Origin of the sequence: Halobacterium yunchengense, assembly GCF_037031165.1 — an archaeon.
GTDB lineage: Archaea > Halobacteriota > Halobacteria > Halobacteriales > Halobacteriaceae > Halobacterium > Halobacterium yunchengense.
The window spans coordinates 369,590-394,598 of record NZ_JAYEZL010000003.1; the positions used below are offsets into that span (position 1 = coordinate 369,590).

Annotated in this window: 24 protein-coding genes, 1 tRNA gene and 1 pseudogene; 16 read left to right on the plus strand and 10 right to left on the minus strand. The window is 69.5% G+C overall.

Annotated elements, in window-relative coordinates; genetic code table 11:
- Positions 1-9: 9 nt before the first annotated feature.
- The 3 genes from U5911_RS10995 to pan1 all read right to left on the minus strand — a co-directional run bounded on the left by U5911_RS10995 (position 10) and on the right by pan1 (position 3,910).
- On the minus strand, positions 10-1,014 hold the full coding sequence (locus U5911_RS10995; RefSeq protein WP_336037088.1) for an NrpR regulatory domain-containing protein: 1,005 nt from the start codon (positions 1,012-1,014) through the stop codon (positions 10-12).
- Positions 1,015-1,020: 6 nt separating this feature from the next.
- Positions 1,021-2,430 carry an aspartate aminotransferase family protein gene (locus tag U5911_RS11000; protein WP_336037089.1) on the minus strand — a complete coding sequence of 470 codons (1,410 nt, stop codon included), beginning with the start codon at positions 2,428-2,430 and terminating at the stop codon, positions 1,021-1,023.
- Positions 2,431-2,695: 265 nt separating this feature from the next.
- Positions 2,696-3,910, minus strand: a complete 1,215-nt coding sequence (gene pan1, locus U5911_RS11005) for a proteasome-activating nucleotidase Pan1 (RefSeq protein WP_336037090.1) — start codon at positions 3,908-3,910, stop codon at positions 2,696-2,698.
- A gap of 123 nt (positions 3,911-4,033) precedes the next feature.
- On the opposite strand from pan1, the gene U5911_RS11010 reads away from it, so the two are divergent.
- The 3 genes from U5911_RS11010 to rad50 all read left to right on the plus strand — a co-directional run bounded on the left by U5911_RS11010 (position 4,034) and on the right by rad50 (position 8,549).
- Positions 4,034-4,276, plus strand: coding sequence for a MarR family transcriptional regulator (locus U5911_RS11010; RefSeq protein WP_336037091.1), 243 nt, complete (start codon positions 4,034-4,036; stop codon positions 4,274-4,276).
- A gap of 284 nt (positions 4,277-4,560) precedes the next feature.
- Positions 4,561-5,889, plus strand: a complete 1,329-nt coding sequence (gene mre11, locus U5911_RS11015; RefSeq protein WP_336037092.1) for a DNA double-strand break repair protein Mre11 — start codon at positions 4,561-4,563, stop codon at positions 5,887-5,889.
- A complete protein-coding gene (gene rad50 / locus U5911_RS11020; RefSeq protein ID WP_336037093.1) occupies positions 5,886-8,549 on the plus strand; it encodes a DNA double-strand break repair ATPase Rad50 in 2,664 nt (887 codons plus the stop codon). Before mre11 ends, rad50 begins: the two co-directional genes overlap by 4 nt.
- A 28-nt stretch (positions 8,550-8,577) precedes the next feature.
- Here the strand turns inward: rad50 and U5911_RS11025 are convergent, their stop codons facing one another.
- The 3 genes from U5911_RS11025 to U5911_RS11035 form a co-directional block, all read right to left on the minus strand.
- Positions 8,578-9,003 carry a DUF7346 family protein gene (locus U5911_RS11025; protein WP_336037094.1) on the minus strand — a complete coding sequence of 142 codons (426 nt, stop codon included), beginning with the start codon at positions 9,001-9,003 and terminating at the stop codon, positions 8,578-8,580.
- Between the two features lie 97 nt (positions 9,004-9,100).
- Positions 9,101-9,397 carry a DUF7322 domain-containing protein gene (locus U5911_RS11030; RefSeq protein ID WP_336037095.1) on the minus strand — a complete coding sequence of 99 codons (297 nt, stop codon included), beginning with the start codon at positions 9,395-9,397 and terminating at the stop codon, positions 9,101-9,103.
- Positions 9,398-9,436: 39 nt separating this feature from the next.
- A complete protein-coding gene (locus U5911_RS11035; protein ID WP_336037096.1) occupies positions 9,437-9,631 on the minus strand; it encodes a DUF7331 family protein in 195 nt (64 codons plus the stop codon).
- Between the two features lie 104 nt (positions 9,632-9,735).
- Here U5911_RS11035 and U5911_RS11040 point away from each other — a divergent pair, with 104 nt between their 5' ends.
- Positions 9,736-12,468 (plus strand): DNA-directed DNA polymerase, encoded by a 2,733-nt coding sequence (locus tag U5911_RS11040; protein ID WP_336037097.1) that lies wholly within the window; start codon positions 9,736-9,738, stop codon positions 12,466-12,468.
- 45 nt (positions 12,469-12,513) lie between these two features.
- Here U5911_RS11040 and U5911_RS11045 read toward each other — a convergent pair whose 3' ends face one another.
- Positions 12,514-13,257: an SDR family oxidoreductase gene (locus U5911_RS11045; RefSeq protein WP_336037098.1), complete on the minus strand. Its 744-nt coding sequence runs from the start codon at positions 13,255-13,257 to the stop codon at positions 12,514-12,516.
- An 88-nt stretch (positions 13,258-13,345) separates the two neighbouring features.
- Here U5911_RS11045 and U5911_RS11050 point away from each other — a divergent pair, with 88 nt between their 5' ends.
- The 10 genes and pseudogenes from U5911_RS11050 to U5911_RS11095 all read left to right on the plus strand — a co-directional run bounded on the left by U5911_RS11050 (position 13,346) and on the right by U5911_RS11095 (position 22,114).
- Positions 13,346-13,939 carry a DJ-1/PfpI family protein gene (locus U5911_RS11050; RefSeq protein ID WP_336037099.1) on the plus strand — a complete coding sequence of 198 codons (594 nt, stop codon included), beginning with the start codon at positions 13,346-13,348 and terminating at the stop codon, positions 13,937-13,939.
- A 133-nt stretch (positions 13,940-14,072) separates the two neighbouring features.
- Positions 14,073-14,981, plus strand: a complete 909-nt coding sequence (locus U5911_RS11055; protein ID WP_336037100.1) for an ABC transporter ATP-binding protein — start codon at positions 14,073-14,075, stop codon at positions 14,979-14,981.
- Positions 14,982-14,991: 10 nt separating this feature from the next.
- The gene (gene sufB, locus U5911_RS11060) at positions 14,992-16,422 is read left to right on the plus strand and encodes a Fe-S cluster assembly protein SufB (protein WP_336037101.1); all 1,431 of its coding nucleotides are present in this window, start codon (positions 14,992-14,994) and stop codon (positions 16,420-16,422) included.
- A gap of 1 nt (position 16,423) precedes the next feature.
- On the plus strand, positions 16,424-17,668 hold the full coding sequence (sufD, locus tag U5911_RS11065; RefSeq protein WP_336037102.1) for a Fe-S cluster assembly protein SufD: 1,245 nt from the start codon (positions 16,424-16,426) through the stop codon (positions 17,666-17,668).
- A gap of 109 nt (positions 17,669-17,777) precedes the next feature.
- Positions 17,778-18,272 carry a ferritin-like domain-containing protein gene (locus U5911_RS11070; RefSeq protein WP_336037103.1) on the plus strand — a complete coding sequence of 165 codons (495 nt, stop codon included), beginning with the start codon at positions 17,778-17,780 and terminating at the stop codon, positions 18,270-18,272.
- Positions 18,269-18,703, plus strand: coding sequence for a metal-dependent transcriptional regulator (locus U5911_RS11075; protein ID WP_336037104.1), 435 nt, complete (start codon positions 18,269-18,271; stop codon positions 18,701-18,703). Before U5911_RS11070 ends, U5911_RS11075 begins: the two co-directional genes overlap by 4 nt.
- Before the next feature lie 51 nt (positions 18,704-18,754).
- Positions 18,755-19,497: pseudogene (locus U5911_RS11080) on the plus strand (HNH endonuclease).
- Positions 19,498-19,538: 41 nt separating this feature from the next.
- Positions 19,539-19,640: transfer RNA gene (locus U5911_RS11085), tRNA-Gln, on the plus strand.
- Between the two features lie 251 nt (positions 19,641-19,891).
- Positions 19,892-21,784, plus strand: coding sequence for a hybrid sensor histidine kinase/response regulator (locus tag U5911_RS11090; RefSeq protein ID WP_336037106.1), 1,893 nt, complete (start codon positions 19,892-19,894; stop codon positions 21,782-21,784).
- Between the two features lie 135 nt (positions 21,785-21,919).
- A complete protein-coding gene (locus tag U5911_RS11095; protein WP_336037107.1) occupies positions 21,920-22,114 on the plus strand; it encodes a cold-shock protein in 195 nt (64 codons plus the stop codon).
- A gap of 24 nt (positions 22,115-22,138) precedes the next feature.
- On the opposite strand, the gene U5911_RS11100 is transcribed toward U5911_RS11095, so the two are convergent.
- A complete protein-coding gene (locus tag U5911_RS11100; protein ID WP_336037108.1) occupies positions 22,139-22,294 on the minus strand; it encodes a DUF7563 family protein in 156 nt (51 codons plus the stop codon).
- Between the two features lie 118 nt (positions 22,295-22,412).
- On the opposite strand from U5911_RS11100, the gene U5911_RS11105 reads away from it, so the two are divergent.
- Entirely contained in the window at positions 22,413-22,754 is a 342-nt protein-coding gene (locus U5911_RS11105) for a DUF7964 domain-containing protein (RefSeq protein ID WP_336037109.1), read from the plus strand.
- Positions 22,755-22,762: 8 nt separating this feature from the next.
- On the opposite strand, the gene U5911_RS11110 is transcribed toward U5911_RS11105, so the two are convergent.
- Positions 22,763-23,473, minus strand: a complete 711-nt coding sequence (locus tag U5911_RS11110; protein WP_336037110.1) for an alanyl-tRNA editing protein — start codon at positions 23,471-23,473, stop codon at positions 22,763-22,765.
- A gap of 120 nt (positions 23,474-23,593) precedes the next feature.
- On the opposite strand from U5911_RS11110, the gene U5911_RS11115 reads away from it, so the two are divergent.
- Positions 23,594-24,268 carry an HD domain-containing protein gene (locus U5911_RS11115; protein WP_336037111.1) on the plus strand — a complete coding sequence of 225 codons (675 nt, stop codon included), beginning with the start codon at positions 23,594-23,596 and terminating at the stop codon, positions 24,266-24,268.
- An 82-nt stretch (positions 24,269-24,350) separates the two neighbouring features.
- Here the strand turns inward: U5911_RS11115 and U5911_RS11120 are convergent, their stop codons facing one another.
- A complete protein-coding gene (locus U5911_RS11120) occupies positions 24,351-24,989 on the minus strand; it encodes a LysE family translocator (RefSeq protein ID WP_336037112.1) in 639 nt (212 codons plus the stop codon).
- Positions 24,990-25,009 lie beyond the last annotated feature (20 nt).

The window sequence follows — 25,009 nt, forward strand, 5'->3', positions numbered from 1 at the left end:
AGCAACCGCTCACGCGACCGTCGACAGCGAGGACCGCGGCGCGAGCCCGGCGAGGGTCTCCCAGTCGCCGGCGACGCCGGCCTCCACGCACCGCGCGATGACGACCTCCGCGGCGCCCGCGTACGTCAGCGACGCGAACGTCCAGCCGGGCTCGCCCCACGGGAACGGGCCTTCCTCGCGGGGCCGCCGGAGGTCCAGGACGCCGCCGAGGCGGTCGCGAGTCGCGGCCGCGAGGGCCCGCGCGGCGTCGAACCGCGCCAGGGGGACCTCGCGGTTGTCCGCGACCAGCAGGCCCGTCTCGCCGGCGAGCGCGCGCTCGACGTCCGTGCGGCCGGCGTCGATGAGCAGCGACACCAGGTCCAGGGTCGCGCGTTCGTCGCCGATGACGTCGGTGAACCGCCGGATAGCGCCGCCGTGTGTCGCCGGCTCGGGGTCGTCGTACGGCAGCGACGCCGGGTCCGGGTCCGCGTGGTACTCGACGAGGCCGAGCGTGTCGGGGTGGCTGTCGATGCCGTGCGAGAGCAACACGCCGTCGACGGTCACGCTCGAGGGCACGGTCACGGTGAGGTCGCCGCCCCCGTCCGCCTCGACGGCCGCGACCACTGGCCCGAGCGGCGACTCGTGCACCGCGGCGAGCACCGACTCGAGCGCCTCGCGGTCCGCCGCCGACACCTCGACCCGGCCGACCACGAGGTCGCCCTCGTCGGCGTCGGGGTCGTAGGTCACGCGGCTCGTCAGGTCGGCGAGGCGCTCGCGGACGTGCTCGACGCGGCCGCTGACGCCGCCGCGCTCCAGTTCGGCGCGACCGGCCGGCGTCAGCCGCCGCCCCTTCCCGCCGGCCTTCTCCGTGTACCCCTCCTCGTCGAGGTCCGAGAGGATGAGCCGGACGGTGCGCTCGGTCAGCGAGTACCCGCGCTCGCGGAGGTGCTCGGTCAGGTGGACGCTGCCGACCGGTTCGTGGGCCGCCAGCAGGCGGAGGATGTCGTACGTCCGCTGGTCGGGGTCGGAGGCCATGTGCGCTCAGTCCTGGGCCGCCGCCAAATGCGTGGCGAGTTCCGCGAACGCGTCGACGTGCTCGTCGACGTCCGCCGCCGTGTGCTGGACGCTGACCGTCCACTGCTGGGACGCGTCGTGGGGGTGCGGAATCACGCCGCGGTTCACCATCCCGACCCAGTACGCCTCGTGGAACTGCTCGTCGACGTGCTCCCAGTCCCGGAACGTCGTGATCTGCTCGTCGGTGAAGTGCACCATCCCCTGTGAGCCGGCGGTCTTGACGTGGGCGTCGAGGCCTGCGTCCGCGACCACGTCGCGGTAGCCGCCCGCGAGCCGCTCGTTCAGGGCTTCGACGTGGTCGTAGGCGTCCTCGGTGAGCACGTCGCGCAGGGTCTTGCCGACCGCGCGCAGCGCGAGCGGGTTCCCGTTGTACGTGCCGTAGTGGGCGGCGCCCGTCGCCACGCCCTCCTGGAGGTCCGCGGCGACCAGCTCCATGACGTCCCGGCGGCCGCCGAACGCGCCGACGGGGTAGCCGCCGCCGATGGCCTTCGCGAGCGCGACGAGGTCCGGCTGGACGCCGTAGTACTCCGCGCCGCCGCCGGGCGCGAGCTTCACACCCGTCTTCACCTCGTCGAAGACCAGCAGGACGTTGTACTCGTCGGCGAGCTCGCGGAGGCGCTCGAGGAAGCCGTCCGCCGGCTCGACGAGCCCGAGGTTCAGGCACGCCGGCTCGACGAGGATGGCGGCGACGTCGGCGGCGTGCTCGCGGAGCAGCGCCTCGACGCTGTCGGCGTCGTTGTACTGCGCGAGCAGCACGTCCTCGGGGACGGCGTCCGGGATGCCCTGGGACTCCTTCACCGGGGTCGGGTCGCCGGCGGGGCCGGCGCGCTCGAGCGGCGGCATCTTGCTGACGAGCGCGGGGTCGTGCGCGCCGTGGTAGGCGCCCTCCATGCGGATCAGCTTCTCGCGGCCGGTGTACGCGCGAGCGAGCCGCGTCGCGTGCATCACGGCCTCCGTGCCGCTGTTCGTGAACCGCACCTGCTCGACGGCGTCCCAGCGGTCGACGAGCGGCTCCGCCGCGTACGCGACGAGCTCGGAGGGGCGCGTGTACAGGGTGCCGTCCCGGATCTGGTCGATGGCCGCCTCGGAGAGGTCGGGGTGGGCGTGGCCGACCAGCTGGGTGCCGTTGTTCAGCGCGAAGTCGAGGTACTCGTTGCCGTCCACGTCGTAGAGTTTCGCGCCCTCGGCGCGCTCGGCGTGGACCGGGTGGGGGTCGTACGCGCGGAACGTGCTGCAGACGCCGGCCGGCACGACCTCCCGGAGGTCGTCGGCCATCGCCGCGGACGTCGGCGTGCGCTCGCGGTAGCGTTCGCGCTCGTACTCGAGCAGTTCCTCGCTGGACAGTGCCTCGGCGTCGTCCGCGTCGTTCCCCGTCATACCGGAAGTCTACTTCCGTATTCTAGCGGGCGCCGTGATAAATCTATGCCCGGAAATGGTGGAGAAGCGCCTCGAAGAGACACCTGTACGGATAGAGCGTCTCGAGCGGCCCCCCAACGGACGGAACAGTGTTTCCGGTACGTCCGGGCTCCGGACCGACCGCTGGACGACGACGTACTCGCACACCTCACCGGACGACGACGTACTCGCACGGCTCGTCGGTCGGCTTCGCGAGGAGAGAACGGCGGAGAGAAGACCGGCGAGTCTACGCGAACGTCCGCGTCGGCTCGGCGGACGCCTCGGCGTCCTGTTCGAGCTTCTCCCGGGCGGCCTCGAAGTCCGCCATCGTGATCTGCTCGCGGTCGTCGCGGATGGCGAACATCCCGGCCTCCGTGCAGATGGCGGCGACGTCCGCGCCGGACTTGCCGCCCGTCTCGGTGGCGAGCGCCTCGAAGTCGACGTCGCCGGCGAGGTTCATGTTCCGCGTGTGGATGCGGAAGATCTTCTCGCGGCCGGCGTCGTCCGGGTTCGGCACCTCGATGAGGCGGTCGAAGCGGCCCGGCCGCAGGATGGCGCGGTCGAGCATGTCGAAGCGGTTGGTGGCGGCGATGATGCGGATCTCGCCGCGCTCGTCGAAGCCGTCCATCTCCGAGAGCAGCTGCATCATCGTCCGCTGGACCTCCGCGTCCCCGCTGGTCTTCGAGTCCGTGCGCTTCGACGCGATGGCGTCGATCTCGTCGATGAACACGACGGCGGGCTCGTGGTCGCGGGCGACCTGGAAGAGGTCGCGGACGAGCTTCGCGCCCTCGCCGATGAACTTGTGGACGAGCTCGCTGCCGGCCATCTTGATGAACGTCGCGTCCGTCTGGTTCGCGACCGCCTTCGCCATCAGCGTCTTCCCGGTGCCGGGCGGCCCGTGCAGGAGCACGCCGCTCGGCGGGTCGATGCCGACGGTGTCGAACAGCTCCGGCTCCTTCATCGGGAGTTCGACGGTCTCGCGGACCTCGCGGAGCTGCTCGTCGAGGCCGCCGATGTCCTCGTAGCCGACGTCCGGCGACTGGTCGACCTCCATCACGCGAGCGCGGACGTCGGCCTCGTCGTCGAGGCGCTCGACGATGGACAGCGAGTTGTTGACGGCGACGCGGGCGCCCGGCTCGAGGCCCTCACGGAGCTCGTCGGTGACCTCGGTGAGCGCCTCCTGGTTGTTGCCGTGCTGTTTGATGATGGCGCCCTCGTCGTTGAGCTCCTGGACGGTGGCGACGAACAGCGGCGACTGCTTGAGCTTCTTGTTCTCGTGGGAGAGGCGTTCGAGCTTCTGCTGGTACTTGTTGTTCTCGGCGTTCGCGTCGAGGAGGCGGTCGCGCATCTCCTCGTTCTCGTCCTCGAGGGCGTCGAGTTGCTCCTGGAGCGCCTCGATTTTCTCCTGGAGGGAGGCGCTCTCGTCGTAGGGCAGATCGGCGTCCTCCGCGGTCTCGGTCATCACGCACCGGTAAGGGAGTAGTTCATAAGAGGCTTCGGGTGGTCGGACCCCTCGCCGATGGGATAACTAATGTGCATTTTCGATAGCGAAACCATTATCTAACTGCATCCAAAAGGAGCGGGTATGAGCGCCACCGCACTCGACGGCGACACGGTCGAAGCACTCGAAGACCTGCCACCCAGCGCCAAGCTGGTCGCGAAAGTACTGGAGTACAACGACTCCCTCACCCAGAGCGAGCTCGCCGAGGAGACGCTGCTGCCCGCCCGCACGGTGCGGTACGCGCTCACCCGCCTCGAGGAACAGGGCGTCGTCCAGAGCCGGTTCTCGTTCTCGGACGCCCGCAAGCGCATCTACACGCTCGCCTAGAGCCGCGACGTCCTCCGCACTCGGCGTCTGTCCCACTGCTGCGCCGCTCCCCGCCCCCACTTCTTCCCACACTGCTGCACCGCTTCCCACCTGCGCCTTCCCCCACTGCTGCACCGCTCCCCGACTGCCTCTGTCCCACTACCGCGCCAATCCCCACCCCGACTTCTCCTTCACTGCCGCGACGGCCTCCGCTCCCGGTGGCCCCCTCGCCCCGGCCTCCGCCCCGACGACGGGGCGGGGGAGCGCCGAACCTTTATCCGGCGTACCGCTACACTCTCCCAGTAATGGTTCGCGTCATCCACACGGGGGACACCCACCTCGGCTACCGCCAGTACCACTCCCCCGAGCGCCGCGAGGACTTCCTCGACGCCTTCCGGTCGGTCGTCGAGGACGCCGTCGCGGAGGACGTCGACGCCGTCGTGCACGCGGGCGACCTCTACCACGACCGGCGACCGGGCCTCCGCGACATCCTCGGCACCATCTCCGTGCTGCGACCGCTCCGCGAGCACGACATCCCCCTCCTCGCCATCGTCGGCAACCACGAGGGCACCCGGGACGCCCAGTGGCTGGACCTCTTCGAGACCCTGGGGCTCGCGGAACGCCTCGACGACCAGGGGCGCGTCGTCGGCGACACCGCCTTCTACGGCCTCGACTACGTCCCCGAGTCCAGGCGCGACGACCTCGACTACCAGTTCGAGCCACGTGACGCCGACCACGCCGCGCTCGTCTCCCACGGCCTGTTCACGCCGTTCGCGCACGCGAACTGGGACCTCGACGAGGTCCTCCGGCGGGCGAACGTCGACTTCGACGCGGTGCTGCTCGGGGACAACCACGAGGCCCAGACCGCCCAGGTCGAGGACACCTGGGTGACGTACTGCGGGTCGACCGAGCGCGCGAGCGCCAGCGAGCGCGACCCCAGGGGGTACAACGTCGTCGAGTTCGCCGACGGCGACGCCGCCATCTCGCGGAAGGGCCTGGACACCAGGGAGTTCGTGTTCGTCGACGTCGAACTCGGCCCCGAGGACGGCACCGAGTACGTCCGCGAGCGCGTCCGCGAGCGCGACGTCGAGGACGCCGTGGTCGTCGTCACCGTCGAGGGCGACGGCGAGACGGTGACGCCGGCGGACGTCGAGCGCTTCGGCGACGAGCGGGGCGCGCTCCTGACGCGCGTCAACGACCGCCGCGAGGTCGAGGCCGAGGACGACGTCGAGGTGTCGTTCGCGGACCCGGACGACGCCGTCCGCGAGCGCGTCCGCGAGATGGGCCTCGGCGAGCCGGCGCTGGACGTCGACGACACCGTCCGGGACGGCGACGTAGCGGACTCGAACGTCCGCGAGCGCGTGAAACGGCGCGTCGAGGCCGTGCTGGACGGCGACGACGCAGGGACCGGGCGTGACGAATCTGCCGGCGCGGACGACGAACCAGCCGACTCGGACGACGAATCTGCCGGCGCGGACGACGAACCAGCCGACTCGGACGACGAATCTGCCGGCGCGGACGGCGGATCGGTCGACGCGAACGGCGAACCAGCGGACTCGGACGGCGGGTCCGACGGTACGGGCGCGGAGTCGAGCGACCAGGTGCAGGCGACCACGATGGAGGACTTCTCGTGAGGTTCACCAGAGTCTCCCTGCGGAACTTCAAGTGCTACGAGGACGCGGACGTCCGCCTCGACCGCGGCGTCACCGTCATCCACGGCCTGAACGGCAGCGGGAAGTCCAGCCTCCTCGAGGCGTGTTTCTTCGCGCTGTACGGCGCGAACGCCCTGGACAAGACCCTCGACGAGGTCGTGACTATCGGCGCGGAGGAGGCCGAGATCGACCTCTGGTTCAGGCACGCCGGCAGCGACTACCACGTCCACCGCCGCATCCGGTTCACGGGCGACCGCGCGACCACCGCGGACTGCGTGCTCGAGACGCCGTCGGGGAGCATCGACGGCGTCACCGACGTCGAGGCGTACGTCGCGGACCTCCTGCGGATGGACGCGGAGGCGTTCGTGAACTGCGCGTACGTCCGGCAGGGCGAGGTGAACAAGCTCATCAACGCGTCGCCGAGCACGCGCCAGGACATGCTCGACGACCTCCTCCAGCTCGGCAAGCTCGAGGACTACCGGCAGCGAGCGGGGGACGCGCGCCTCGGCGTCGAGGACGTCAAGAGCAACGTCGAGGGCCGACTCGAGGGGCTCGACGAGCAGATCGAGGCCAAGGAGGAACAGAACCCCCACGACCGGCTCGCCGCGCTGAAGTCCGAGCTCGAGGACGTCGCCGAGGCCATCGAGAACTACGAGTCCCAGCGCGACGCCGCCCGGGAGACGCTCGGCGACGCGGAGGACGTGCTGGAGCGATTCGAGGAGAAGCGCGCGGAACTCGAGGACGTCGAGGAGACTATCGGCGAGGTCCGCGAGGCCATCGCGGAGACCGAACAGGAGCGCGACGACCTCCAGGAGCGAGCGAGCGACCTCCGAGCGCGCGCGAGCGACCTCGAAGCGGAGGCCGAGGAGCTGGCGTCGGCGACCGAACTGGACGAGGTGACGGTCGACGCGGCCGAGGCGCTGCGCGACGACCTCGCCGACGACCGCGAGGACGTCACCGAAGAGGTCTCCCAGGTCGCACCGGACGTCTCGCGCCTGCGGGAGCAGGCCGAGAACGCCGTCGAGCGCGCCGACGACCTCGAGGAGCGCGCCGAGGCGCTGCGCGAGGAAGCCGAGTCGCTGACCGAGGACGCCGAGGACGCCGAGGCCGACCGCGAGGACGCCGAGGACCGAATCGCGGAACTGGACGACGAAATCGAGTCCGCGACGGCGGCGTTCGAGGACGCGCCCGTCGAGTTCGGCGAGGCGGACGACCACCTCGAGTCACTGGAGGCGGACCTCGCGGACCTCCGGGAGCGCCGCGAGTCCGTGCGCGCGGACCTGCAGTCCGCGGAGGACCGCGTCGCCGAGGCCGAGGAACTGCTGGACGCCGGGAAGTGTCCCGAGTGCGGCCAGCCAGTCGACGGGTCGCCGCACGTCGAGGGCGTCGACGAGTACCGCGAGCGCGTCGGCGACCTCGAAGCCGAACTGGAGACGATCGAGGCGGACGTCGACGACGTGCGGGCGCGCATCGACCGCGCCGAGGACCTCGCGGACCGCGAGCGCGAGGTCGCCGAACTGGAGCGCGACCGCGAACTCGCGGCGGAGCGCCGCGACGACCGCGCGGAGGCGGCCGAGCAAGCCCGGGAGGCCGCCGAGCAGAAGCGCCAGCAGGCCGCCGACCTGGAAGCGGAGGCCGGAGAAGCCCGCGAGGAGGCCGAGACCAGGCGCGAGCAGGCCGACGCGAAGCGGGAGGAGCTCGCCCAGCTGAACGCCGAGCAGAGCGACCTGAAAGAGCGCGTCGAGCGCCTCGACGAGGCCGCGGAGCTGCTGGCGGACGCGGCCGAGCACCGCGGCGAAGCCGACCGGCTCGCGGAGAAGCGCAGCGACCTCGCGGACCGCAACGAGGAGCGCCGCGACCGGCTCGCGGACCTCCGCGAGCGCAAGCAGACCCTCGAGGCCGAGTTCGACGACGACCGCGTCGAGCAGGCCCGGGAGGACAGGCAGCGCGCGGAGGACTACCTCGAGCGGGTGGAGCCGAAACTCGAGGAGCTCCGCGAGCAGCGCGACGACCTCCAGGCGGAGGTCGGCGCCGCGGAGAACGCCATCGAGGAACTGGAGGCGCTGCGCGACCAGCGCGAGGCGGTCGCCGACCGCCTCGAGGCGCTCGAGGCCATCCACGGGGAGGTCTCCGAGCTGGAGTCGATGTACGGGGACCTCCGCGCGGAGCTCCGCCAGCAGAACGTCGCGAAACTACAGCGCCTGCTGAACGAGACCTTCGATCTGGTCTACCAGAACGACTCGTACGCGCGCATCGAGCTCTCCGGGGACTACGAGCTCACCGTCTACCAGAAGGACGGCGAGCCCCTGGACCCCGAGCAGCTCTCCGGGGGCGAGCGCGCGCTGTTCAACCTCAGCCTGCGGTGTGCGATCTACCGGCTGCTCGCGGAGGGCATCGAGGGGGAGGCGCCGATGCCGCCGCTCATCCTCGACGAGCCGACGGTGTTCCTCGACTCGGGTCACGTCAGCCAGCTCGTGGAGCTCGTGGAGTCGATGCGCCGCATGGGCGTCGAGCAGATCGTCGTGGTGAGCCACGACGACGAGCTCGTGGACGCCGCCGACGACGTGGTGCGCGTGGAGAAGGACGCGACGTCGAACCGCTCGCGCGTCGTGCGTGACGCCGAGGAGGCGCTCGCGGACTAGCGCGCCCGCAGGACAGCGCGCTCGCGGACTAGTCGTCCCGGAGGGCGTCGACGCCGCGCTCGCCGAGTTCGGTGAGCCGGTAGCCGCGTTCGCCGCCGACAGTGGTCTCCGCGACGAGGCCGGCGGCGCGGAACTCCGCGAGGACGCCGACGAGGTCGCTCTCGCAGGCGTCGGCGGCGGCGAGCAGCGTTCTGGCGGCGAGCGGTCCGCGGTCGGCGAGGAGGACGAGCACGCCGAGGTGCCAGTCGGCGCGGACGGCGGTGGCGACGCGGCGCCGTGGGTCCGGGACGGCCGCGGCGAGCGCGGCGAGCGGCGACTCGCCGCCCGCGGGTTCGAGGTCGGCGTTCGGGACGTGGCGCTCGTCGCCGGTCTCGGGGTCGCGGACGAGGCTGCTGTCCCCGCTCTCCTTGAGGAGGACGTAGACGTCGCCGTCGGCGTCGCGGACCGTGCGCATACGTGGACGGAGTAGTCGTGAGGCGTTAGGCGTTCCGGGAGTGGTTAGTCGTGAGGCGTTAGACGTTCCGGAAGTAGTCGTCGGTCGCGTCGACGGCTTACTCGGCGTCGTTTCCGGCGTCGTCGCCGGCGTAGCGGCGGTACCGGTAGTAGCCGTACGCGAAGAGGACGGCGCCGGCGGCGACCAGGCTGGTCCCGGTGTCGTACTGCGCGCGGAAGGCGACGAGCATCGCGCCGACGCTGGCCGCCATGAGCGCGACGTTGAACACGACGACGAGCAGCCAGAAGCGGCGGCGGAGCTCGGGGCTGGCGTCGGTCTCCTCGGGGACGTCGACCGAGGGCGCGAGTTCGCGCTCGGCGTCGGACTGCTCGTTCGGGACCAGGTCGTCCAGCACTGTCGGAGAAGGGGGGCGTCGGGAGAAAAGCGTTGCCTCTCAGAGGACGTCGCCCAGCGACGTGGCGTTCGTCGCTTTGAGCCACGCGAGCGGATTCTCCGCGTCGTAGAGTACGACGCCGTCCTCGGTGTCGTAGGACTCCACGTTCTCTCGGCCGTCCTGGCCGTCCGGCAACTGCGGGACGTCGTTGTGGCGATGCGCGTCGCCCGCTGCGTGGTCAGTCACGTCTGTCACCTCGGAACGTGGTAAGGAGTAGCATACTATAAGCCTTCCCCCGGTGGCCGATGTCGCCGCGCGGAAGGGCGAGTTTTTAGGCGGCAGGGGAGAACTACCACGCAATGGAAGACACGGACCTCTCCGAGTTCATGCACGAGGGGAGCGGCGCGTCCGGCGACGCGGACGCGCCCGACGAGGACGTGGTGCGCGCGGAGGCCGAGGTGGTCGCCGGGGACGCCGACCCCGTGGTGAACGAGATCGTGAACGCGGAGGCGGACGCGCTCCCGGACGCCGACGGCAGCGTCGAACTGATGGTGACGCAGGTCGACTACACCGTCGAGGGCGAGGGCGACCGCGAGCGCCCCGTCCTGCACGTGTTCGGGCGGACCGCGGACAACACCGCCGAGCACGTCCGCGTCCACGGGTTCCGGCCGTACTTCTACGCGCCCACCGAGAGCCTCGACGAGGACGACCTCGCCGACGACGTCATCACGGGCTCCGAGGAGACCGACGACGACGGCGAGCCCTACGAGTCGATCCGCGGCGAGCGGCTGACGAAGATCTTCGGCCGGACGCCGCGGGACGTCGGGAACGTCCGGGACCGCTTCGACCACTACGAGGCGGACATCCTCTTCCCGAACCGCCTGCTCATCGACAAGGACGTCACCAGCGGCGTGCGCGTCCCCGAGCGCCGGGCGGACGACGGCGCCGTCTACGTCCACCACGACGAGATCGAGACCTGCGAGGTGAACGCGGACGTGCGCGTGAACACCTTCGACATCGAGGTCGACGACCGCTCGGGCTTCCCGGAGGACGGCGAGGAGCCGATCGTCTGCCTGACGAGCCACGACTCCTACCGCGACGAGTACGTCGCGTGGCTCTACGAGGCGCCGGACGCGACCGCGCCGTCGCCGGACGAGGTCGCCGACCACGACCTCCTCGACGAGGACGCCGAGGTCGAGGTCCGCGCGTTCGAGACCGAGGCGGCGATGCACGACGCGTTCCTCGCGTACCTCGAGGAGACCGACCCGGACGTGCTGACGGGCTGGAACTTCGACGACTTCGACGCCCCGTACTACATCGACCGGCTGGACGAACTCGACCCGCGCGCCGACGAGGACCTCGACGCGAACCGGCTCTCCCGGGTGAACGAGGTGTGGACGTCGGACTGGGGCGGCCCGAACGTGAAGGGCAGGGTCGTCTTCGACCTGCTGTACGGCTACCAGCGGATGCAGCGCTCGGAGCTGGACTCCTACCGGCTGGACGCGGTCGGCGAGCAGGAACTCGGCGCCGGGAAGGAGCGGTACACGGGCGACATCGGCGACCTCTGGGAGGACGACCCCGAGCGCCTACTGGAGTACAACGTCCGCGACGTCGAGCTCTGCGTGGAGATCGACCGCAAACAGAACATCGTGCCGTTCTGGAAGGAGGTCGCGGAGTTCGTCGGCTGCAAGCTCGAGGACGCGACGACGCCCGGCGACGCGGTCGACCTCTACATCCTCCACAAGGCCCACGGGCGGTTCGTGCTGCCGTCGAAGGGCCAGCAGGCCAGCGAGGACTACGAGGGCGGCGCCGTCTTCGACCCAATCACGGGCGTCCGCGAGAACGTCACTGTCCTCGACCTGAAGAGCCTGTACCCGATGTGCATGGTGACGACGAACGCGTCCCCCGAGACGAAGGTCGACCCCGACTCGTACGGCGGGGAGACGTACCGCGCGCCGAACGGCACGCACTTCCGGAAGGAGCCGGACGGCATCATCCGCGAGATCATCGACGAGACGCTCGCGGAGCGCGAACAGAAGAAGGCCGCGCGCAACGACCACGACCCCGACAGCGAGGCCTACCAGCGCTACGACCGCCAGCAGGCCGCGGTGAAGGTCATCATGAACAGCCTCTACGGCGTGCTGGGCTGGGAGCGCTTCCGCCTCTACGACAAGGAGATGGGCGCCGCCGTCACCGCGACCGGTCGGGAGGTCATCTCGTTCACCGAGCAGGCCGCCAACGAGATCGGTCACGAGGTGGCGTACGGGGACACCGACAGCGTCATGCTGGAACTCGGCGGCGAGGTCTCCACGGAGGAGGCAATCGAGGAGTCCTTCGGGATCGAGGACCACATCAACGCGGCCTACGACGAGTTCGCCAGCGAGGAGCTGAACGCCGACGAGCACCGCTTCGAGATCGAGTTCGAGAAGCTCTACCGGCGGTTCTTCCAGGCGGGCAAGAAGAAGCGGTACGCCGGCCACATCGTCTGGAAGGAGGGCAAGGACGTCGACGACGTCGACATCACGGGCTTCGAGTACCAGCGCTCGGACATCGCGCCCATCACGAAGCGCGTGCAGAAACGCGTCATCGAACTCATCGTCAAGGAGGGCGACGTGGACGCCGTCGAGGAGTACGTCCACGACGTCATCGAGGACTTCCAGGCGGGGAACGTCGACCTCGACGACGTCGGCATCCCGGGCGGCATCGGGAAGCGCCTGGACAACTACGACACGGACACCGCACAGGTCAGGGGCGCGAAGTACGCGAACCTCCTGCTCGGGACGAACTTCCAGCGCGGCTCGAAGCCCAAGCGCCTCTACCTGGAGAAGGTCCACCCGGACTTTTTCCGCGAGATCGAGGCCGAGGACCCGGACGTCCGCGACGACCCGCTGTACGTGGAGTTCAAGACCGACCACGACGTCATCTGCTACGAGTACGCCGACCAGATCCCCGACGAGTTCGAGGTGGACTACGAGAAGATGCTGGACAAGACGCTGAAGGGCCCCATCGAGCGCATCCTGGAGGCGCTGGACGTCTCCTGGGACGAGGTCAAGAGCGGCCAGACCCAGACCGGCCTCGGGAACTTCATGTGAGCGCGCGGCGGCGCCCGGAGCGCCCCGCGCGGTCGTCCGCGGCCGTCAGAAGTGCCCGAACTTGTCCCGGCGGTAGACGTCGATCTCGCTGAGCGTGGTCGGCGCGGTCTGCCGGGCGGCGAACGCGATGGCGTCGGCGACCTCCCCGGGTTCGGTGGCCTCGCCGGGGTCGAAGGCCTCCTCGAAGGCGTCGCCGTCCTCGCTGCCGAACTCGGTGCGGACCTCCGTGGGGTTGACGACGGTGACGGCGACGCCGTCGTCGCCGTGCCGGGCCTCGACGCTGTGTGCGAACCCACGCGTCCACCACTTGGTCGCGGCGTAGACGGGGTTCGCGGGACGCGGGTACTGGCCGGCGAAGCTCCCGACGAACACGAGGTTGCCGCCGGACTCCCGGAGGTGCGGGAGCGCGGCGCGCGTGGCGTAGAACATGCCGTCGCAGTTGACCGCCATCATCTGTCGGTACTGCTCGGTGGAGAGGCCCTCGACGCTGTCGCCGCGACCGAGGCCGGCGTTGTTGACGAGGACATCGAGGCCACCGAACTCGTCGACGGCCGCCTCGACGAGCGATTCGACGGCGGCCTCGTCCGTGACGTCCGTGGGGACGACGTGGGCGTCCCCGGGGCGGGCGTCGGTGACGTCGGCCGCGATGGATTCGAGGCGGTCGCGGCGGCGCGCGGCGAGGACGACGGTGGCGCCGTCGGCCGCGAGCGCGTGCGCCGTGGCTTCGCCGATGCCGCTGCTGGCACCGGTGACGATGGCTGTGTCGCCGTCGAGTGGGGTCGTCGCCATGGCGGAGCGCACGCGCTCCCCCCTCTTGACAGTTGGCTCGCGAACAGTTATGGCGGTCGCGAGCCAACAGGACGGTGGGTGTGTGCCCATGACTGGCAAGCAACTGCTGATGGTCGTCGGCGACTTCGGGGAGGACTACGAGATCATGGTGCCGTTCCAGGCGCTGCAGGCGGTCGGCCACGACGTCCACGCGGTGTGCCCGGAGAAGGACGCCGGGGACTCGGTGAAGACCGCGGTCCACGACTTCCGCGGCGACCAGACGTACCTCGAGGAGCGCGGCCACGACTTCGAGCTGAACGCGTCGCTGGCAGACGTCGACCCGGCCGACTACGACGGCCTCGTCGTGCCGGGCGGCCGCGCGCCGGAGTACCTCCGGACGTACGACGAGGTCCTGGAGGCGGTCCGGCACTTCTTCGAGGCGGAGAAGCCGGTGGCGGCGCTCTGCCACGGCCCCCAGATTCTTGCGGCGGCGGGCGTGCTCGACGGCTACGAGATGACGTCCTATCCGGCGGTGCGCGCGGAGTGCGAGGCCGCCGGCTGCTCGTGGGTGGACGAGGTGACGACGGACGGCAACCTCGTGACCGGCCAGGCGTGGCCGGACCACCCGGAGTGGCTCTCGCAGTTCCTCGACCTCCTGGGGACCGAGATCGAGCACGACGAGCGCGTCGCCGCCGACGACTGACCGGCGGACGGCAACCGCCAGCGCGGTCTAGGTTTTCCCAATCAAAAACTGTTTTTCGATAATCCGGAACCGGATACCGGGGATTCCGTAACCGTTATGCGTCCGAGAACCCTTCGTTCGGACGACTGAGGCAATGGCTACGCTCGAACTCAAAGACGTACACGCGGAAGTCGCAGAAGAGGGCGGTGAGAAGATTCTCAACGGGGTCGACCTCGAGGTGCCGTCGGGCGAGATCCACGCCCTGATGGGGCCGAACGGCTCCGGGAAGTCCACGACGTCGAAGATCGTCGCGGGCCACCCGGCCTACGACGTCACCGAGGGCGAGGTCCTCCTGCACCTCGAGGCGGACGACTTCGACGACGTCGAGGAGATCCCGGAGGACGCCCGCACGTGGGACCTCCTGGAACTGGAGCCGAACGAGCGCGCCGCGCTCGGCATCTACCTCGGCTTCCAGTACCCGGCGGAGATCGAGGGCGTCACGCTCGTGAACTTCCTCCGCACCGCGCTCAACGCGAAACTCGAGGAGCGCGAGGAACTCCTCTTCGGCGAGGACGAGGAGGAAGCCGACGACGACGAGGGCTACGAGACCTCCCCGATGGAGGGGCCCGCCGACGAGGGCGAGGTCGGCGTCGCCGAGTTCCAGGAGCTGCTCTCCGAGAAGATGGCGCTGCTGGACATGGACGAGTCGTTCGCCCAGCGGTACCTCAACGCCGGCTTCTCCGGCGGCGAGAAGAAGCAGAACGAGGTCCTGCAGGCAGCCATCCTCGAGCCCTCTATCGCGGTGCTCGACGAGATCGACTCCGGTCTGGACATCGACCGCCTGCAGGACGTCGCGAAGGGCATCAACGCGCTCCGCGACGAACAGGACACCGGCATCCTCCAGATCACGCACTACCAGCGCATCCTCGACTACGTCGAGCCCGACCGCGTCCACATCATGCTGGACGGCGAGATCGTCATGGAGGGCGACGCCGAGCTCGCCGAGGAGCTCGAGGACAAGGGCTACGACTGGGTGCGCGACCAGGTCTACGAGACCGCCTGACAACACGACCATGAGTTCAGAACAAGACCACCTCGAGGAGACGGACACCGAGGCCCGATTCGAGTTCAAGAAGGAGGAGAAATCCGCCTTCAAGTCCGAGAAGGGGCTCAACGAGGAGACCATCCGGCTCATCTCCGAGGACAAAGACGAACCCGAGTGGATGCTCGAGCGCCGCCTGCGCGCGCTCGAACAGTACAAGCAGATGCCGATGCCGACGGACTGGCCGGGCCAGCCCGACCTCTCCGAGCTCGACGTCGGCGAGATCGTCCCGTACATCCGTCCGGACGTCGACAAGCGCGCGGGCGTCGACGACTGGGAGGAGCTCCCGGAGGACATCCGCGACACGTTCGAACAGCTCGGCATCCCGGAGGCCGAGCGGGAGGCGCTCTCGGGCGTCGGCGCGCAGTACGAGTCCGAGGTCGTCTACCAGAACATGCAGGAGCGCTGGGAGGAGAAGGGCGTCGTCTTCTGCAACATGGACGAGGCCGTCCAGGAGTACCCGGAGCTCGTCCGCGAGCACTTCATGACGAAGTGCGTGCCCGCCTCGGACAACAAGTTCGCGGCGCTGCACGGCGCGGTGTGGTCCGGCGGGTCGTTCGTGTACGTCCCCGAGGACGTCACCGTGAACATGCCCGTGCAGGCGTACTTCCGGATGAACTCCGAGGGCATGGGCCAGTTCGAGCACACGCTCATCATCGCCGAACCCGGCTCGGAGGTCCACTACATCGAGGGCTGTTCCGCGCCGAAGTACGGCACCCACAACCTCCACAGCGGCGGCGTCGAGGTGTTCGTGAAAGAGGACGCCCACGTCCAGTACTCGACGGTGCAGAACTGGTCGAAGAACACGTTCAACCTCAACACGAAGCGCGCCATCGTCGAGGAGAACGGCACCATGGAGTGGGTGTCCGGCTCCATGGGCTCGAAGGCGACGATGCTGTACCCGTCGTCGATCCTGAAGGGCCGCGGCGCGACGGACAACCACATCACCATCGCGTTCGCCGGCGAGGGCCAGGACATCGACACCGGCGCGAAGGTCTACCACAACGCGCCGGAGACGAAGTCCACCATCGAGTCGAAGTCCATCAGCAAGGACGGCGGCCGCACGAACTACCGCGGCCTCGTCCACATCGCCGACGGCGCCGAGAACTCCTCGACGTCCGTGGAGTGCGACGCGCTGATGTTCGACAACGAGTCCACCAGCGACACGATGCCGTACATGGAGATCAACGAGTCGAAGGTGGACGTCGCCCACGAGGCGACCGTCGGGAAGATCGGCGACGAGGACGTCTTCTACCTCCAGAGCCGCGGGCTGGACGACGACGACGCCAAGCAGATGATCGTCGCCGGGTTCATCGAGCCCATCACGGAGGAACTGCCCATCGAGTACGCGGTCGAACTCAACCGCCTCATCGAACTCGAGATGGAGGGGAGCCTCGGATAACATGAGCACGCAGGTACACCAGGACATCTCCGAAGAGACGGTCCGGCAGCTCGCGGACGAACACGACGAACCCGAGTGGCTGCTGGAGACGCGGCTGGACGCCCTCGACGCGCTCGGCGACCTCGAGTACCCGAGCGTCATCGAGACGCCCGGTCGGAAGTGGACGAACCTCGAGGACCTCGACTTCGAGGCGCTCGTCGACCCCCTCACGCAGACCGAACAGAAAGACCAGGTCGGCCCCGAGGACGTCCGCGTCGCGGCGTTCCACGACGCCCTGCGGGACGACGAGCTCGCCGGCCTCGTCGAGGAGCACTTCGGTAGCGTCGTCGACCCGCAGGAGAACCGCCTGACCGCGCTCTCGACGGCGCTGTTCACGACCGGCACGGTCGTCTACGTCCCCGAGGGCGTCGACGCGGAGGACGTGAAGATCCGGACGTCGATGACCTCGCGGTCGCTGTTCAACTACACGCTCGTCGTCACGGAGGCGAACTCCTCGGTGACGATCCTGGAGCGCCAGGACAGCGAGGCCCGTAGCGGCTCGGAATCCGCGAGCGGCGACGCCGCGAGCGACGGCCGCTACTACTCCGGGGTCGTCGAGGTGGACGCCGGCGAGAACGCGTACGTCCAGTACGGCAGCCTCCAGAACTTCGACGAGGACACGTACAACTACACCGTCAAGCGCGGCGACGCCGACACGTACAGCACGGTGAACTGGATCGAGGGGAACATCGGGAGCCGGCTGACGAAGACGGCCGTCTCGACCGAGCTGCGCGGCGACGCCAGCGAGACGAAGATCGTCGGCGCGTTCTTCGGCCACGACGACCAGCACTTCGACCTCGACTCGAAGGTCTGGCACCGCGCCGAGCACACGACCGCCGACCTCGTCACGCGCGGCGTCATCGACGACCGCGCGCGCAGCGTCTACGAGGGCGTCCAGGACGTCGGCAGGGACGCCTGGGACACGTCGTCGTACCAGCGCGAGAACACGCTGATGCTGAGCGACGAGAGCGAGGCCGACGCCTCCCCGAAGCTCATCATCAACAACCACGACACCGAGGCCAGCCACTCCGCGACGGTCGGTCAGGTCGACGACGAGGACCTCTTCTACATGCGGAACCGCGGCCTCGACGAGCAGACCGCGACGAACATGCTCGTGGAGGGCTTCTTCGTCCCCGTCCTCGACGAGGTCGAGGTCGACGAGCTCCGCGAGGACCTCGAGGAGCGCATCAGCGAGCGCCTCCGGTAGCGCTCGCCGGACCGCTCGGTTCTCCACGACTCCGCGGAGGGAACCGTTTAAGTCCGCAACTCTCCCAGTGTAGTGTAATGAGAGACGCACGGACGGCGAGGTGGCGGGCGTGAGTTCGGTCGCGGCGCGCGTCGACTCCGACGACCAGCTCGCGCGACTCCTCCAGATCGGCGTCGTCCTCGAGGAGGTCGTGGAGGCGAGAGCCCACCGGCACTACCAGTCGCTGCCGGAGGGCGAGCGCGACGACGCCATCGAGGCGCTGCTCTCGGAGGCCAGCGACGAGTCCGCGGAGCACCGCCGCGAGCTGGAGTCGCTGATCGCGGACCTGGACGCCGAGAGCATCCCCTTCGAGGAGGTGAAGGCGCTCGTCGAGGAGAGCTACGGCAAGACGGGGCCAGCGGACTTCGACGGCGTGCTCTACGACCAGCTGCACGGCGAGGAGACCGCGTACAAGTTCTACGACGACCTCATCGAGGCCGTCGAGTCCAGTGCCGCGGAGTTCAGCGTCGAGCGCGGCGAGGTGCTCGCGACGCTGCGGGACATCCGGGAGGCGGAGGCACAGGGCGTCGAGGCAGTCGCGAAGCTGATGGAGGACCGCGCATGAACACCGCAGACCAGTACCTGAAGACGATCTACCTCGTGCAGCAACTGGAGGACGGCCCGGCGGCGACCGGCGAGCTCGCGGACCGACTCGGCGTGAGTCCGGCGAGCGTCAACGAGATGGTCGGGAAACTCGAGGAGCGCGGGCTCGTCACCCACGAGAAGTACAAGGGCGCGACGGTCACCGACGACGGCGCGGCGCGCGCCCGGGAGGCCCTGCAGACGTACTGCATCCTCGAGCGCTTCCTCGCGAACGTCCTCGACGTCGAGGACTACCGCGCGGAGGCCCGGCAGCTCGAGCCCGTAATCGACGAGACGGTCGCCGAGCGCCTCGACATGATCATCGACCGCGAGCCCCAGTGTCCGGAGTGCTTCGACGCCGAGGCGGACGCCTGCGGCCTGCTCGTCGAGGAGCGCGTCGAGGCCGACGATTGACTTCTCTTTGAGTGGGATAAGGTTCTAGTCGGGGCCGCGCGTGTCGCCGGTATGGACTGCCCGACCTGCGGGAAGAGGCTCTCCAGCGAACGGGGGATGGGCCAGCACCACACGAAAGTCCACGACGACCCGCTACCGAACCGAACGTGTGCGGACTGCGGTACCGATTTCTACGATGCAAAGTCTCGTCGCACGTACTGCGATGACTGTTACTCCCAGTCGGGCGAGAAGAACGGGAACTACTCGGGCGCGAAAGAGACAACGGAATGCGAGCGATGCGGCGAGTCCTTCGAGTACGACCCGTCGGACAAGGACGGCGTCTACTGTTCGGACTGCGTCCAGGCGGCGGATGGCCTACTGCCAGGCGGGAGAGACGCCCTCGACGACGTCGAGGTGCCCGGTGAGCACTGCGGGGAGACGCTGGAACGGCATCCATCGCGCGTGGATTCGGCGTCGTACGGCGAGTTCTGTGACCTCGAGTGTTACGGCAGGTGGTTGTCCGAGAACGTCGTGGGGTCGTCCCACCACCAGTGGGAGGGCGGCGAGTTTCCGTACGGTGCGTCCTGGTGGAGGGTCAGACGAGCCGCCTGGGCGCGCGACAATCAGGAGTGCCAGCGCTGTGGTGCCGGAACGGAGGAGCTTGGTCGCCGACCGGATGTCCACCACATCGAACCGGTGCGGCAGTTCGAGACCCAGCAGACGCCCACCGTCTGGACAACGTCGTGTGTCTGTGTCGCCCCTGCCACCGCCGAGTCGAGGACGGAGACGCGGTCGTGCCGTCGGTGGAATCATGAAAAGCAATCTTATTGTGTAGCGGTCCGCTAGCATCGCCCGGAGTCCCGTGGTGTAGCGGCCAATCATATGGGCCTTTGGACTGGTGCGGGTTTGCGTACCGGAAAGTAAGCCCATGACGGCGGTTCGAATCCGCCCGGGACTATTCTGCGCGGAACGAACGTGACGAGCGGATAGTTCAGCGGATTCGACACCCAGAGGACGAGGGGATTCGATTCCCCGCGGTTCGAATCCGCCCGGGACTACGTTGCCGTTCGCAGCAGTGCCGACGGCAAACTCACCGGAGCGTACATCAACTTTCCTACACTACCCGGGGGTGAGAAACCACTCGGGAGGCCGACAACTCCGGAAGCGTTAAGCACCGATGTCGTCTGTTCGTGGACGACAGCCAGACCGATGACCGAGTCCATCCGCGTGCTGCACGTCGACGACGAGCCCGACTTCGCGGAACTCGCGGGGGAGCTCCTCGAGCGCGAGGACGACCGCATCGAGGTCCTCACGGCGACGAGCGTCGAGGAGGGCCTGTCGTTGCTGGCGGCCAACGACGTCGACTGCGTGGTGTCGGACTACGAGATGCCCGAGCAGACGGGCGTCGAGTTCCTCGAGCGCGTCCGCGAGACGTACCCCGACCTGCCGTTCGTCCTCTTCACGGGGAAGGGCAGCGAGGAGGTCGCCAGCGAGGCCATCTCCGCGGGCGCCACCGACTACCTCCAGAAGGAGGGCGGCACCGACCAGTACACCATCCTCGCGAACCGCGTGCTGAACTACGTCGACACCGCGAGCGCGAAGAGCCAGCGGGAGCGACAGCTCGACGCCATCGAGGCCGCCCAGGAGGGCATCAGCATCCTCGACGAGGACGGCGAGTTCGTGTACGTCAACGAGGCGTACGCCGACCTCTACGGCTACGAGCCCTCGGAGATCGTCGGCGAGCACTGGTCGCTGCTGTACCCCGAGGCGGACGTCGCGCGCGTCGAGGACGAGATCCTGCCGACCGTCGAGGCCGAGGGCGGCTGGCGGGGGCGGACGACCGGGTTGCGCGCCGACGGCGAGACGTTCGTCGAGGACCACACGCTCTCGCGGACCGACGGCGGCGAGCTCGTCTGCACGGTCCGGGACCTGACCGAGCGCACGGAGCGCGGGCAGGCGCTCGCGGCGCTGCACGACGCGGCGACGGAGCTCGAGGCGGCGGACAGCGAGTCGGAGGTCTACGACATCCTCGTCGACGCCGCGGAGGGCATCCTGGACTTCGACCTGGTGGCGGTCGACGTCTACCGCGAGGAGGCCCTCGTCCAGGTGGCGTGGTCGCTGGACCTCGACACGGAGGGGTACTGGGAGGTGACGCCCATAGAGGAAGACACGTTCGCGACGCGGTCGTACAAGCGCCAGGAGACCATCCTCGTCGACGACCTCCGGGAGCACGAGATCTCGCCCGCCGACCCCGAGTACCGGTCGGTGTTGACCGCGCCGATCGCCGACATCGGGACGTTCCAGGCGGTGTCCCGCGAGGTGGACGCCTTCGACGAGTCGGACCGCGAGCTCACGGAGCTGCTCGTGGGCCACGCCCGCGAGGCGCTGACGCGCCTGGAGACCGAACAGCGGCTGCGCGAGCGCACCGCGGAGCTGGAGCGCCAGAACGAGCGCCTCGAGGAGTTCGCGACCATCGTCAGCCACGACCTGCGGGCGCCGCTGAGCGTCGCGGAGGGGCGGCTCGAACTCGCCCGCGAGGACGTCGAGAGCCCGCACCTCGAGGACGTGGCGAGCGCGCTCGACCGCATCGAGACGCTCATCGAGGACACGCTGACGCTCGCCCGCGAGGGACAGATGGTCACCGACCGCGAGCCGGTCGACGTGCCGACGGTGGCGCGGCGGTCCTGGAACCACGTCGCGGCGCCGGCGGCGACGCTGGCGGTCGACGACGAGTTCTCGGTGTGGGGCGACCCGGGCCGCCTCCAGCGCGTCTTCGAGAACCTCTTCCGGAACGCGGTGGAGCACGCCGGCGAGGACGTGACGGTCCGCGTCGGGCGCGCCGGTGAGGACGGGTTCTACGTGGCTGACGACGGCCCGGGCGTCCCGGAGGGCGACCGGGAGTCGGTGTTCGAGCGCGGGTACACGACCAGCGAGGACGGCACGGGGTTCGGGCTCGCCATCGTCGGGGAGATCGTGGACGCCCACGGCTGGGCGATCGACGTGGCGGACAGCGAGGACGGCGGCGCGCGCTTCGACGTGACGGGCGTGACCTTCGCGCGCGAGGCCGACGACGCGGACCCCGACGAACAGCGACCCGAGTAGACCCACCCCCCCGAACAGCGACCCGAGTGGACGTCCGTCCGCGGCCACGACCCGTCCTGGGCGGCGACTCGCCGGTGCGAGGGCAGAAGAGGTTAAGTGCGGCGAACGCGAGTGTTAACGTGGAGCATCCCGACTATGGCAACCGGTACGGTCGACTTCTTCAACGAGCAGAAGGGTTACGGCTTCATCGACACGGAGGACGCCGACGAGGACGTGTTCTTCCACATGGAGGACGTCGGCGGCCCCGACCTCGAGGAGGGACAGGAAGTGGAGTTCGACATCGAGGAAGCGGAGAAGGGGCCGCGGGCGACGAACGTCACGCGCCTGTAACGGCGTCCCGTCGTTCTTTCGGCGTTACGACCTGGTCGCGCGGGCCTCGCGGACGTCCGCGCCGTCGCGGACCATGTCCGGGCAGTCCGGGCAGACGCGGGGCTGTTCGACGCCCGGCGGCGTGAACACGCGGACGTAGTCCTTGGTGACGAACGACTCGCAGTTCTGGCAGACCGGCATCTCGTTTCCGAGGTAGCAGTTGCAGTATATAGGTTTTGTGCCGATTCTTACTGTGTGAATAAAGACGTTTCCGGAGGGGGAGCGAACGACCTAACCGTACACGGCGCCTGCCCGCGGTATGGGCGAGACGCTGGAGTCGCTGCCGGACCGACCGCTCCGCCAGCAGGAGGTCACCGGGCTGAACCACGCCGACGCGTTCGAACTCGTCGTCCCCGTCGACCGCGAGGAGGCCGTCGAGGCCGACACGCGGGAGCCGGTCGTGGTCACGGAACAGCTCATCCTCGGCACCGACGACTGGGTGAAGGGACTCGTGTACGACGACGGCTGGCTGGCGGTCGCGTCCGTCGCCATCGACGACCCCGACGAGGAGCGCTTCGACGCGATGCGGGACTGCGAGGCCGCCATCGTCGAGTACGAGCGGCCGGGCGAGCGGGCAGACGCCGGCGGCGACGGGAGCTGACGCCGCGGTCAGTCGAGTTCGAACCGGACGCGTTCCTCGCCGCGGCCGGCGGTCTCGCGGCCCGTGACGCGGACGGTCCCGACCGCGGCGGTGTTCCCGACGTGGGTGCCCGCGCAGGCGGTGCGGTCGACGTCCCCGCCGCCGATCTCGACGACGCGGACCGCCGTGACGGAGTCCGGGAGGAGGTCGAGGCGCGTGCGCACGGGGTCGAGTTCGCGTTCGGCGGTCTCGCGGTCGAGCGTGTACCACTCGACCGGGTGCGCGGCGTCGAGGACGTCGTTCACGGCGGCCTCGATGGCCTCGAGGTCCGCGGCCGTGAAGCGCTCGTGCTCGCAGTCGAGGCGGGCGCGGTCGCTGTACAGCTGGTTGCCCGTGGTCGGCGCGTCGAACGCCGCGAGCAGCACGGCCGACAATACGTGCTGGGCGGTGTGGTAGCGCGCGTGGGCCCGCCGCCGGTCGGCGTCGACCACGCCGCGGACCGCCGTCCCAGGTTCGGGCGGGTCGCCGTCGACGACGTGGTAGACGGTGTCCCGCTTCCGGACGTCGGTGACCCGCCACTCTCGGTCGCCCGCGCGGAGGACGCCGGTGTCGTGGGGCTGGCCGCCGCCCGTCGGGTAGAAGCGCGTGCGGTCGAGGACGACGCGGTCGTCGACCGCCCGCTCGACCGTCGCGTCGAACTCCGTCTCCGTGCTGTCCTCGAGGTAGAGCGCGTCTGTCACGGGTGCGGTACTGACGGGCCGCGTCGCCTCAACGACGTAGTCTGCAAAAGGCTAAAGAGCGAAACAGGCCTTCCTAGTAGTAATGAGCTATCGACTACGCCACGAACGGGGGGTGAGACCGTGGGCGTCGAGATAAAGGAGTCGCCGGTCTCGGCCTCGGCGTTCGAGGACATGGAGACGTTCGTCCGGGACTACCTGGAGGCGAGCGTCGAGAACGAGGACGACGGCGGGCGGATGCGGTGGTACCCGTGGCACTCGGCCGCGTACCGCTTCAACCACATCCGGAACGTCGTCGAGCTCGGCGAGCGCATCGCCCGCGAGGAGGGCGCAGACGTCGACGTCGTGCGCGTCGCCGCGCTGTTCCACGACATCGCGAAGCTGGACGCCGACCAGGAGGAACACGCCGAGGAGGGCGCGCGCATCGCCCGGAAGTACCTCGAGTCCCGCGGCGACTTCCCGGCCTCGTTCGTCGACCAGGTCTGCGACGCGGTCGCCGACCACTCCTACCAGGGGAGCCTCGACAGCCTCCCGCTGGAGACGCAGTGTCTCATCGAGGCGGACGTCCTCGACAAGGCTGGCGCGAACGGCGTCGCGCTCATCCTCCTGCGGATGGGCTACGAGGCGCGCACGCACGTCGACGCCGCGGAGATGGTGGGCCGGGTCCTCGACCGCGGCCTGGACGCCGCCGACCGCGTGGAGAGCGACACCGCCGAGTCCATCGCCCACCAGCGCATCAAGCGCGTGCGGTGGTTCCAGGAGTGGCTGCAGGCGGAAGTCCCCGAGATGCGGGACTGACCGGCGACGCGGTCCGTTCGGCCGTCAGAGGCCGACGGCCGGCCGCCAGTCCGTTAGGGGTCCGTAACTGTCCGCCAGTCCGTCAGAGGCCGGCGGCCGTCCGCAGGAAGGTGACGCCGAACACGGCGAGGACGACCGCGCTCGCGTACGCGACGGCCGTGCCGAACGCGTCGACGCGGTCGCCGGCCGCCCGCAGCGACGCCGGGAAGCCGGTGATCCAGACGAGGATGCCGGCGAAGAAGCCTGCGACCGTCAGCGCGCCGTTGGCCGCCGACAGCTGGAGGCCGAACGCCGAGATCTCGGAGGGGTCGAGGAGGCCGACGCCCGCGGTCAGCCACCACGTCACCTGGTAGGGGTTCGCGAGCGCGAGCGCGAACGCCTTCCGGAAGCCCGCGGCGTCCGTCCCCTCGGGCGCGCCCTCGGAGAACGACCCGGCGTCGCGGAACGCGCCGTACGCGTAGTAGAGCATGAGGACGCCGCCGACGCCGAGCATCGCGGTCTCGACGGCCGGGTTGTCGCGGACGACCGCGACGACGCCGAACAGCGCGAGCACGAAGAAGCACGCGTCGGCGGTCATCGCGCCGAGCCCGGCGGCGAAGCCCGCGCGCCAGCCGCGCGCGACGGACTCCTCGGCGATGACGGCGTTCATCGGCCCGGGCGGCGCGGCCAGCGACAGCCCGAGGGCCACGCCGGCGAGCGCGGAGACGGCGGCGTCGAGCACGCGTCAACGTACTCGACGGC

Bases quoted from the DNA above. Each gene is read 5' to 3' on its own strand.
- U5911_RS11090 (WP_336037106.1), top strand. From the start codon at position 19,892: ATGACCGAGTCCATCCGCGTGCTGCACGTCGACGACGAGCCCGACTTC.
- U5911_RS11010 (WP_336037091.1), top strand. From the start codon at position 4,034: ATGAGCGCCACCGCACTCGACGGCGACACGGTCGAAGCACTCGAAGAC.
- U5911_RS11100 (WP_336037108.1), bottom strand. From the start codon at position 22,294: ATGCCGGTCTGCCAGAACTGCGAGTCGTTCGTCACCAAGGACTACGTC.
- sufD (WP_336037102.1), top strand. From the start codon at position 16,424: ATGAGCACGCAGGTACACCAGGACATCTCCGAAGAGACGGTCCGGCAG.
- pan1 (WP_336037090.1), bottom strand. From the start codon at position 3,910: ATGACCGAGACCGCGGAGGACGCCGATCTGCCCTACGACGAGAGCGCC.
- U5911_RS11045 (WP_336037098.1), bottom strand. From the start codon at position 13,257: ATGGCGACGACCCCACTCGACGGCGACACAGCCATCGTCACCGGTGCC.
- U5911_RS11095 (WP_336037107.1), top strand. From the start codon at position 21,920: ATGGCAACCGGTACGGTCGACTTCTTCAACGAGCAGAAGGGTTACGGC.
- U5911_RS11105 (WP_336037109.1), top strand. From the start codon at position 22,413: ATGGGCGAGACGCTGGAGTCGCTGCCGGACCGACCGCTCCGCCAGCAG.
- mre11 (WP_336037092.1), top strand. From the start codon at position 4,561: ATGGTTCGCGTCATCCACACGGGGGACACCCACCTCGGCTACCGCCAG.
- U5911_RS11055 (WP_336037100.1), top strand. From the start codon at position 14,073: ATGGCTACGCTCGAACTCAAAGACGTACACGCGGAAGTCGCAGAAGAG.
- sufB (WP_336037101.1), top strand. From the start codon at position 14,992: ATGAGTTCAGAACAAGACCACCTCGAGGAGACGGACACCGAGGCCCGA.
- U5911_RS11025 (WP_336037094.1), bottom strand. From the start codon at position 9,003: ATGCGCACGGTCCGCGACGCCGACGGCGACGTCTACGTCCTCCTCAAG.
- U5911_RS10995 (WP_336037088.1), bottom strand. From the start codon at position 1,014: ATGGCCTCCGACCCCGACCAGCGGACGTACGACATCCTCCGCCTGCTG.
- U5911_RS11040 (WP_336037097.1), top strand. From the start codon at position 9,736: ATGGAAGACACGGACCTCTCCGAGTTCATGCACGAGGGGAGCGGCGCG.
- U5911_RS11075 (WP_336037104.1), top strand. From the start codon at position 18,269: ATGAACACCGCAGACCAGTACCTGAAGACGATCTACCTCGTGCAGCAA.
- U5911_RS11000 (WP_336037089.1), bottom strand. From the start codon at position 2,430: ATGACGGGGAACGACGCGGACGACGCCGAGGCACTGTCCAGCGAGGAA.
- U5911_RS11050 (WP_336037099.1), top strand. From the start codon at position 13,346: ATGACTGGCAAGCAACTGCTGATGGTCGTCGGCGACTTCGGGGAGGAC.